We start from the raw sequence: 9,056 nt of genomic DNA, 5'->3' as shown, positions 1-9,056 counted from the left end.
TTCGTTAAAAAAATTGACTTTGACAAAGAGTTTTAGCCTTAACCCAAGCGTATTGGTATAAATTCAACTTTGCTAACACCTCAGCTAAATCTTTATCAGTCCATTCCCTCTCTTGTCTTGCTACCGCCAAATCTGCCAAAATATCCGCGATCGCAAAAGTTGTCCAGCTCGTATTTTCTCAGTTTATCGGCTAATTGTTGATAAATAATATCTAACCACACAGAAATCACACGCTGACCTTGTTCTATGGATGCGTAGACGGGGAGCGGCTTGTCGTCAAACTCCACAAGCTCAAGCGATCGCTCCGGCGCTTGGCACAACAGAACTCACTTACCTTTAATTAATCTGTTAACAGTGATAGATAATTAGTTAATCTACAAATAACGAGCGCAGAGGGATTTGAACCCCCGACCGACAGAACCGGAATCTGTTGCTCTATCCACTGAGCTACGCGCCCTTACGTCTTCCATATTATAGCATGTCTGTGTTCAAATTTGCAGATGAATTGGTGATGGGTTAAAGATAATTAGCTGGGTTTACGGGTGTGCCATCTCGACGAACTTCAAAGTGGAGATGAGGCCCAGTTGATAAACCTGTGGAACCGACAGCAGCGATCGCTTGTCCCCGTTCAACTGCTTGTCCTTCGGTAACATACAATTCGCTGGTATGTCCGTACAATGTCGTAATGCCTTTGCCGTGGTCGATAATTACCGCTCTGCCATAACCACCATACCACCCAGCAAAAATCACTGTTCCCGAATCGGCTGCCCGAATTGTACTACCATAGCTAGCAGCAAAATCCAACCCAGCATGAAAGCGACGATAGCCGAGGATTGGGTGCATCCGCCAGCCGAAGGGACTGCTAGTAGGAGCATCGCTAGGATATGTCATTATACCAGTTCCCCGAATGATCAAACTTGTACGGCTGTTGGTTTTTGCTTGGGCTTCTTCTGTTGCTCTGGCTTCTGCTACCTTTTGTTGAATCAAGACTTCCAGATTTTTGGATTCCCTCTCTAGCTGGTTTTGCGCTGCTTCTAAGGCGAGGCGATCGCTATTGAGGCGTTGAATCAATTCTGATTGCGATTGCGCCTGAGTTTGATAATCGGTTTTTTGTGCCAGCAGTTGCTCACGAATCAAGGCAATTTCATTTTTTTGCTGTTCTACTGCCGTTTTTTGTTTATTGATCAGGTTTGCTTGGGCGTTGAGTTTCACCAAAATTTGTTGGTCTGCCTGATACACTAACTTCAACTGATAACGGCGGCTGATAAAATCGCTAATATTTTCACTTTCGAGCAAAACTGCCCATCCGAGAGATGCTGGCGATCGCTGGAGATAACGCAATCGTGCTACTGTTGCTATTTGACGCTCCTCATAGTCACGTTCCGCTAAATCTAAATCAGTTTCCAACTGCTTCTGGCGTTCGGTAGCTCGTTGTAATTGCAATTCCCCCTCTTCAATATAGCTATCTGTGGTTTGCAGATTTTGCTTTAAACCAGTCAGGTGTTTTTGCGCCTCTTGTTGGAGATTTGTTAAGCGATCGCGATCGTTAATCACACCCTGATGCTGCTGGTTCATTTGTTGCTGCTGTTGTCGCAGAGTATCAATAGATCCTGTGGGCGTTGCCTGGGCTGGAATTAATGCCAAACAAATCCACAAAATGCCGCAAAATGCAATAGATAAACACCAATAAATCTGCTGTTTTCCGAGAAATTGCGCTCTCATAGTGCGAACCTAATCAAAACGATGCTTTCAAACACTATGAGGATTATTCCCAAAATCTGATTTACCCATTCCAACACTATGTATCAAATTGGTCTGCCAAGTTCTAACACAAAGATTCAATTTGTGTCAGCATTGAGCAGGTATATCAGCCAAAAAATTTAATATACATTTCCATTGAAGAAGAATTCAGAAGTCAGAATATTCAGAAGTCAGAATTCAGGAGTCAGAATGCAATCAGTGGGGGATTCAGACCCGCCACTGATTGAAGACTACAAAACAAGAAAATTTGGTGGGGGTGCAAAAACGCCGTTTATTCATCCACCAGCGATGCACTGAGCCGGTCGTTGTGTCGCACAAAATACCCAACTGAATTCTGGCTCCTGACTCCTGAATTCTGTTTGATAAATAGTCTTCTATTCAGTATAATCACTGTAAATTTTTATGTGCTAAATCATAAATTAATAGTAAAAATTTTGACATCATATTTTGGAAAAAAGTATTATTTAAAACAACGTCAATCTTAAAAGTGATGTTTATACTTAGAAGTCAGCAAATGAAGAGAGGTGCATAATGAAACTGCAAGATTTCTTAGGAAAAGATGAGAAATGGGGATTTGAAGCGATCGCTGAGGATGCAGACTTGGCTCGTCAGATTCAGATATTGTTAGTCTACTTAGATTTGCTAGAACCTCCAGCTGATGGGAAATTTGGCCCTGTTTCTGTGATATCTCTCAAAAAATTTCAAGAATTAGCAAAGACTGGAGAAACTGACTTTTTAGGAGCAGTCACAGCCAAGAAACTGATTGAAACCAAACCAGATGAGCTTCCCAAACCCCCCTTAAAACTTGGTAATGATATTGCCAGTAGGATTGTGAAATACTTGCAATCTAAACAGTATCAGATATTCACCAATCCAAAAGAATACAACATTGTTTATGTGGAGGGTATAAATGGAGACTGGACTCTCAATAGTGATACACCCAATCAATTTAATGATCGGCGGATTGTCATTGAAGTAGTAAATGGTGTTCCTAAAATTGTAGATCACTGGGAAGCTACTACAGAACCAGGGAAGTACTACACTTATAATCCGATGAATCCGAAAGGAGCAGCTAGGATTCAGTTTGGACAATACAAAGCTTGGGGTGTTGGCATCCACGGCACAGCAGAGCCTCACGAAGCATTAGTGCAAGTTGGAGATATAACTGTTTGTAGAGATTTCAACAAAGATTTTAAACGGACTGGGGACAAACTTGATACAGGTGATGATTTTTCTGTGAATCAACACTATGGCTTTGATTTTCCCCAAAATGATATTCGCCTTGCCAGTGCAGGTTGTTTAGTGGGACGTAGCCGTGAAGGACATAGAGAGTTTATGGCGATTATTAAACAAGACCGTCGCTATCTCGCTAATCGCAAATATGCTTTCTACACTACCGTGATTCCTGGGGATGATTTACTCAAAACGTTTCCAGGATGAGGTAATGGGTAATTGGTAGCAGTTGTTGTTGTGATGGAACGTGTGAGAGGGTAGCACATCTGTGCTACCCTACTTTGTGTGAGACAGGAATTTTGTCTAACTTTGTTCTTGTGGTTGCCCTATTTCTGCCGTCAGCTTCTCTTTATCTTGCCTGCGTTTTTTGGCGTAAAGTTGAATAGTGACTGCCATCAAAATAATCATGGCGAAAATAGCCCAGGCAGCGATATCCGTAGGTAGATTATTCTTAAACACAGCCAGCAGAACGATCGCTACTAACATAACTGTGGGTGCTTCATTTAAAGCACGTAATTGCTGACTATTCCAGCCACATTCATCTACTGCTAATTTCTTCATCAGCCGAGCGCAGTAATGATGATAGCCAATTAAAATGGCAACAAACAGCAGTTTGATATGCAACCAACCCTCTTTTAAAATGTCCGGTTCAGTGCTTAATAAACCGATGGCCATTGCGATCGTCAAGAACATTCCTGGATTAGTGATGATATAGTAGAGACGCTTTTCCATAATTTGATACTGATTTTTCAGTATCGTTCGTGCTGGTTCAGGTTCTTGGTTAGCTTCAACGTGATAGATAAAAAGACGTACTAAGTAGAACAAACCCGCGAACCAAACTACAAATCCGACAATATGAAATGCTTTAAACCATGAATAAGCCATGAATTCTAATCTCCTTTACTTGTGGTTGTGATGCCTTTTTAATAGTAATAAAAAGTTCACAAATTTAGGCTGGGATAACATTTCTCAATCTAGCAAAAATCCATAATTTATTTTTTACCACAGATAAATATCTGTGGTAATCTTGGTTTCATTGAAAGCGACGGGAAACTCCAACCCAAGAGTGGGTGGAGAGGGATAGTCGCCCCGTCGCTTGGGGCATTGGGCATTGGCCAAACAGGTAAGTTCTTCCCCATGCCCAATACCCCATTCCCCATGCCCAAAAACTCCATCCCCTTGTGGGTGGAGTTTTTTATTTTTATAATATCGATTTTTGCCAAAGGTATATTGTCAATGAGCATCTTTACGACGCACAAAGGGTAAAAGGTCTTCCAAAATCGCCTCGTGGTAGTGTTCTTGAGGATAATGTCCGACGTTATTAAGTTTTATTAATTCGGTATTTGGTACAGCATTTGCAAAATTCTGGGCAATGTCTACAGATAACCAAGGGTCAATCATACCCCATTGAATCAGAATTGGCTGTTGCCATTCTTTAAAGCCAGATTCGATTTCTGTCATTGCTGAATCAAGCTGTAAATTGCGAATACTTGCTAAGAGACTTCGACCAGATGCAGAAGTTTTCAAAAATGGTTTTCGATAAATATCTAAATCTTTATCTCCGATGCGATAACGGCTACCACCTTCTAGCGTCCGGTCAACCAAAAGCGGGTCTTGGGTCATTACTTCACCTGCCAAAGGTAAACCCATTTGTTTAATTTTCCAGGGTAATTTAGCAGTAGATGATATTGGTGCATTTAGGATAGCTAAATTGGCAATTTGTTCTGGGTGACGCAAAGCGTATTGTAGTCCTACAGAACCTAAAAAGCCTTGTACAACTAAAGAAAAATGTTCAAGTTCTAGCGCTTTGATAAATCCTTCTAAAGCTGTGATAAAAGCATCGGGAGTGTAAGCAAAATCTCGTTTTTCTGGTTTTGCAGAAAAGCCATAACCAATCCAATCTGGAGCGATCGCTCTTGTGCCCTGATTCGCTAAAGCAGGTATAATATTCCGCCAACTGTAACTTTGTGAAACTAAGCCATGTAGCAACAACACAGGCGCTAAGTCAGTTCTACCGATTGGGGAAGATTCGCGATAAAACCATTCCAGTGAATCTACATTGATTTTATGTTCTGTTATTGACACACTATTTTCCTATATTGGGCATTGGGAATGGGGCATTGGGCATGGGGCATTGGGCATTGGGTATTGGGCATTGGGCATTGGGCATTGGGCATTGGGCATTGGGCATTGGGCATTGGGCATGGGTTATTCTCCTTGTCCCTCTTGTCCCCCTTGTCCCCCTTGTCCCCCTTGTCCCCTTTGTCCCCCTCATCTCCCTCATCCCCCCACTCCCCACTCCCCATTCCCCAGTCCCTGAGAAATAATCATCTCACGAATTGCATAAGCTGTAGCGGGTGCTAGTAAAACGCCGTTGCGATAGTGTCCGGTAGCTAGGAGGACGTTACTAAACCCTGGTAACTTACCAATAACTGGGGCTGGGCGTCCTTCAGGACGGGGACGTAACCCCGACCAAGTGCGGAGAATCGTTGCTGTGGCTAACTCTGGGCAAAATGCGATCGCTTGTTTTCTAACAGATTCCAGCAGTTCTTGATTTGGCGGTATTTCGCTCTCCGGGTTCGCTAGTTCCTTTAACGGCGGGAAAATACGCAACGGACTGGACTCATTGCCATTCCTGGGAAATTCCACTGTTGCACCCACCCAATAATCTCCACCGCCCACAGGAACAATATGGACATCGTTACCCGTTATCGCTGGCTGAAAGTTAGGATTGCCTAATGGATGCCCGACACGCATTTGCAATGCTTGCCCAAGTACGGGGCGAATATCAATCATCTGATTTAATTTTGCCGTCAGTGGTGTTGAACCTAGTCCGGCGGCGATTACAAACCAATCTGCGGCTATTTTTCCTTCTGTAGTCTCAAGTTGTTTGCAAAATTGGGGGGAAGACTCAGGTGGTGAGGTTTGGGCATCCAAAACAGCCACACCAAATTTGAAAGTTACACCATTTTGCTGGGCAGCCTCAACTAAAGCTAATGTGAGGGCAACTGGATCAAGTTGACGGTCTTGAGGAGAATAGACAGCGCCAGTAATTTTTTCATGATTAACTTGAGGACAGATATTCTGGAGTTTAGCCGTGTCCCAAATTTCTAAATGCCAGCCTTGAGAGTGGCGAATTTCTACTAGCTTTTCCCATGCTGCTAAATTCTCCTCTTCTAAACAAAGATTGAGAATCCCCTGACGATTAAAAGGGATTTTGCGACCTGTTAAAGCTTCTAGTTCAGGAATCAAAGTTTCATAGCGTTGGATGCTAGTATGTCGTATCTGCCAAGCCTTGCCCTTGATTTTTTGGCTGATTGCGCCCATCAAAACGCCAAGTGCCGCGCCCGTAGAAGCTTGTGCTGGTGGTTGCCGATCGCAAACTGTAATTTTCAGCCCTTTTACTTGACTCAGTTCATAGGCGATCGCAGCCCCAATTACACCACAACCGATAATAACTACATTCATAATTTGTACTTGAAGTGAGGAGTGAGGAGTCAAAAATTCTTAACTCCTAACTCCTCACTCCTAACTCATAACTCTTAACTCTCTTCTGTTTTAGGAAGCAGCTGGAGGAATTTGTCAATGTCTGCGAAAGCAGCTTCGGATTTACTCAAGGCAACTTGAGGATTGCCAGCACTAGTAGCTTTATCAAGTTTAACTAGGTCGTTAAACAAATTCCGCGTTATTTCTCGTGCTGTGGGTTGGTCTTTGGGTAGAAGGTTGGAAGTGACATAAGTCAGGTTCAGCCTTGCTTCTGTTATGGGGCCATGTATAAAGTTACGCACATTGATCCAATCGCCTTTTTGAATCAGGATTTTCAACTCTTGTGAGCGATCGCGCACAGCCTGAATTTCAGGAACGTATTCCTGAATTCTTTCAAGTTGCGTTGCCGTGTAAGTTGGAGGTGCCACCGCGACACCAGGCCCGCCACAACTAATCAGGAATGTAGCCAATAATACTAGAAAAAATGAAAAAATCGAGCGTTGACGCACCATACATTGAACTTAATTGCTTTTTGTTTACCGATTAACAGTGTCATTTTAGATCGCTAACGCAATTTATCGTTCAGGGTAAGTGAATTATTTTGCACAATTCTTGAAACAACAGGTTTACTACTTTACGCATCAACTTTCCCTGGATGTGCTTACCCCCTAGCAAGTTCTTACCTTGCTCATTGACGTTAGTCTTGAGTGAGTCGCGGTAGTTATAGCGGTTCCCATTCAGATGCGGTACAACATTACATCACGAGGTGTAGGGGCACGGCACTGCCGTGCCCCTACGGGTGTACCTTACGTAAACGAGAACCGCTATAATTAATTCCTTAGTCAGTTTGTTCTTTGGTAGCCTGCCAGTTTCCACTCCAGTTATAACGTACTACCATAAGCTAATTCGATTCGGTTTTTCAACTAAACCATCGCCGGACTGCTCCAAAGTCCTACCGATACCAAACGTAGCTCCACAGTCTTTCAGAACTTACGCAACAATAACGTAATTTCCTCATTGCGACCGTTCGCTCTTAGCGTTCCCGCAGGGTAGGGAAGCATAAGTCCTTCGGACACGCTTCGCGAACGCAAAGCCTTATTTTTTCGTCGTAAGTGCGTAAGTCCTATCTTTAAGAGGCTATTTATAAAGTAAATATTAAGTAGGGTGTGTTACGGCTATGCAAGGATTTGGGAGTTCGAGAGAGTGAGAAGTAGCCGTAACGCACCATGTTTCTCGGTGCGTTAAGCGTTGCTATAACGCACCCGACAATTTAAGGTTTACTTTATAAATCATCTTTAACTTTTCCCCAGTCACAAATTACGCTATGATCTTTGACCCCTGGTAGTTCTGTACGCTCCCTACATCTATCGTGAAACACTATCAACAACAAACCAACGCCTTTCCCAACGATTACCTAAACAATTTGTGGGGAGAAATCCAAGCTTGTCCTTACTTTGCTATCAACAACCTCAACCGCGATTTTGTCGCCACTAAAGGATTCTCCGTAGTATTTCAACGTTCTGGATTAGCAGAAGTAGAACAGCATTTTCCGTACTTCAAGCCTTACCTAGATTTGGCTCTCCAGGCAAATTGTAATGCTTTTTACCTCAATCCTTTACAGCTAAAGGAAGGCTCCCGTGTCGATCCGCATATTGATCGCTCCTTACGTTCCTATTCCAAAACCATTGAACCGCCTGCGGTTGTCAGTGTCCTTTATGTGCGAGTACCAGCAGATATGGAAGGGGGAGAACTGATATTGCGATCGCCCAAACGCCAACTTGGGCAAATTAAGCCCCAAATCAATACTTTACTTTATTTTCAAGGTGATTTAACCCATTCGGTTAATGCTGTGAAAACTCCAGGAAATCGCTTAAGTTTAGTTTGTGAACAGTATAGTTTGAGTGATGCTGAACTCCAGGAAATTCCAGAGTTTACTGTAGAGTCAAGAAGCACTCAGTCTACAACCAAAAAGAGAAAGTATGCCTCATAGCTTATACCAGTTCACGAAAATAATGAAACAGATATAAACCCTAAAACCCAGACTATGTAGGACTTTTTTAATTACGAATTACTTTAATTACGAATTACGAATTAATATCGCCTTTAAGATTTGGACAAATTGACCTAACCGACGTTTCCAGATAGGACGGGGAGTAGACTGGCGTTGCAGGATTGCTAGATTTTCTCGAATTGTTGCTGTAGTGGGATGATTAACTCCTAAAATGCGATCGGACATCTCCAAGGCTTGGGTGTAGAGGGGTTCGGCTTGGCTGTACTGCCCTTGGCTATCGTAGAGTCCTGCTAAATTGTTTAAGCCAGTAGCCAGATAAGGATGGTCGCCATCAAACAGCCGCTTTGTCATCTCCAAGGCTTGGGTGTAGAGGGGTTCGGCTTGGCTGTACCGCCCTTGGCTATCGTAGAGTCCTGCTAAATTGTTTAAGCTAGTAGCCAGATAAGGATGGTCGCCATCAAACAGCCGCTTTCTCATCTCCAAGGCTTGGGTGTAGAGGGGTTCGGCTTCGCTGTACCGCCCTTGGCTATCGTAGAGTCCTGCTAAATTGTTTAAGCTAGTAGCC

General features: G+C 43.1%; 11 protein-coding genes and 1 tRNA gene. 2 read left to right on the top strand and 10 right to left on the bottom strand.

Annotation, left to right across the window (positions count from 1 at the left end; all coding sequences use genetic code 11):
• Positions 1-95 precede the first annotated feature (95 nt).
• The 3 genes from PUQ00_RS31050 to PUQ00_RS31040 all read right to left on the bottom strand — a co-directional run bounded on the left by PUQ00_RS31050 (position 96) and on the right by PUQ00_RS31040 (position 1,722).
• Complete coding sequence (locus PUQ00_RS31050; RefSeq protein WP_300423685.1) at positions 96-320, bottom strand: hypothetical protein; 225 nt, start codon at positions 318-320, stop codon at positions 96-98.
• A 64-nt stretch (positions 321-384) separates the two neighbouring features.
• A tRNA-Arg gene (locus tag PUQ00_RS31045) sits at positions 385-457 on the bottom strand.
• A gap of 59 nt (positions 458-516) precedes the next feature.
• Positions 517-1,722, bottom strand: coding sequence for a M23 family metallopeptidase (locus PUQ00_RS31040; RefSeq protein WP_300423684.1), 1,206 nt, complete (start codon positions 1,720-1,722; stop codon positions 517-519).
• A 570-nt stretch (positions 1,723-2,292) separates the two neighbouring features.
• Between PUQ00_RS31040 and PUQ00_RS31035 the strand changes: the two genes are divergently transcribed.
• Positions 2,293-3,201 carry a peptidoglycan-binding domain-containing protein gene (locus PUQ00_RS31035; protein WP_300423682.1) on the top strand — a complete coding sequence of 303 codons (909 nt, stop codon included), beginning with the start codon at positions 2,293-2,295 and terminating at the stop codon, positions 3,199-3,201.
• A 96-nt stretch (positions 3,202-3,297) separates the two neighbouring features.
• Here PUQ00_RS31035 and hemJ read toward each other — a convergent pair whose 3' ends face one another.
• The 6 genes from hemJ to psbQ form a co-directional block, all read right to left on the bottom strand.
• On the bottom strand, positions 3,298-3,879 hold the full coding sequence (gene hemJ, locus PUQ00_RS31030) for a protoporphyrinogen oxidase HemJ (RefSeq protein ID WP_300423681.1): 582 nt from the start codon (positions 3,877-3,879) through the stop codon (positions 3,298-3,300).
• Between the two features lie 107 nt (positions 3,880-3,986).
• The gene (locus PUQ00_RS31025) at positions 3,987-4,154 is read right to left on the bottom strand and encodes a hypothetical protein (RefSeq protein ID WP_300423680.1); all 168 of its coding nucleotides are present in this window, start codon (positions 4,152-4,154) and stop codon (positions 3,987-3,989) included.
• Between the two features lie 73 nt (positions 4,155-4,227).
• On the bottom strand, positions 4,228-5,079 hold the full coding sequence (locus PUQ00_RS31020; RefSeq protein WP_300423678.1) for an alpha/beta fold hydrolase: 852 nt from the start codon (positions 5,077-5,079) through the stop codon (positions 4,228-4,230).
• Positions 5,070-5,300 (bottom strand): hypothetical protein, encoded by a 231-nt coding sequence (locus PUQ00_RS31015; RefSeq protein ID WP_300423677.1) that lies wholly within the window; start codon positions 5,298-5,300, stop codon positions 5,070-5,072. The genes PUQ00_RS31020 and PUQ00_RS31015 overlap by 10 nt, the downstream gene beginning before the upstream one ends.
• Positions 5,275-6,462, bottom strand: coding sequence for an FAD-dependent oxidoreductase (locus PUQ00_RS31010; protein WP_300423675.1), 1,188 nt, complete (start codon positions 6,460-6,462; stop codon positions 5,275-5,277). The genes PUQ00_RS31015 and PUQ00_RS31010 overlap by 26 nt, the downstream gene beginning before the upstream one ends.
• Before the next feature lie 74 nt (positions 6,463-6,536).
• Complete coding sequence (gene psbQ / locus PUQ00_RS31005) at positions 6,537-6,992, bottom strand: photosystem II protein PsbQ (protein WP_300423673.1); 456 nt, start codon at positions 6,990-6,992, stop codon at positions 6,537-6,539.
• Between the two features lie 857 nt (positions 6,993-7,849).
• Between psbQ and PUQ00_RS31000 the strand changes: the two genes are divergently transcribed.
• On the top strand, positions 7,850-8,470 hold the full coding sequence (locus PUQ00_RS31000; RefSeq protein WP_300423672.1) for a 2OG-Fe(II) oxygenase: 621 nt from the start codon (positions 7,850-7,852) through the stop codon (positions 8,468-8,470).
• An 87-nt stretch (positions 8,471-8,557) separates the two neighbouring features.
• On the opposite strand, the gene PUQ00_RS30995 is transcribed toward PUQ00_RS31000, so the two are convergent.
• Positions 8,558-9,056 (bottom strand): tetratricopeptide repeat protein (locus PUQ00_RS30995; RefSeq protein WP_300423670.1); only part of this gene is annotated, 499 nt, incomplete at its 5' end.

Origin of the sequence: Nostoc sp. S13 (assembly GCF_029379315.1) — a bacterium.
GTDB lineage: Bacteria > Cyanobacteriota > Cyanobacteriia > Cyanobacteriales > Nostocaceae > Nostoc.
The sequence above is the reverse complement of the archived record's forward strand: the minus strand, read 5'-3'. Positions and strand labels throughout refer to the sequence as shown.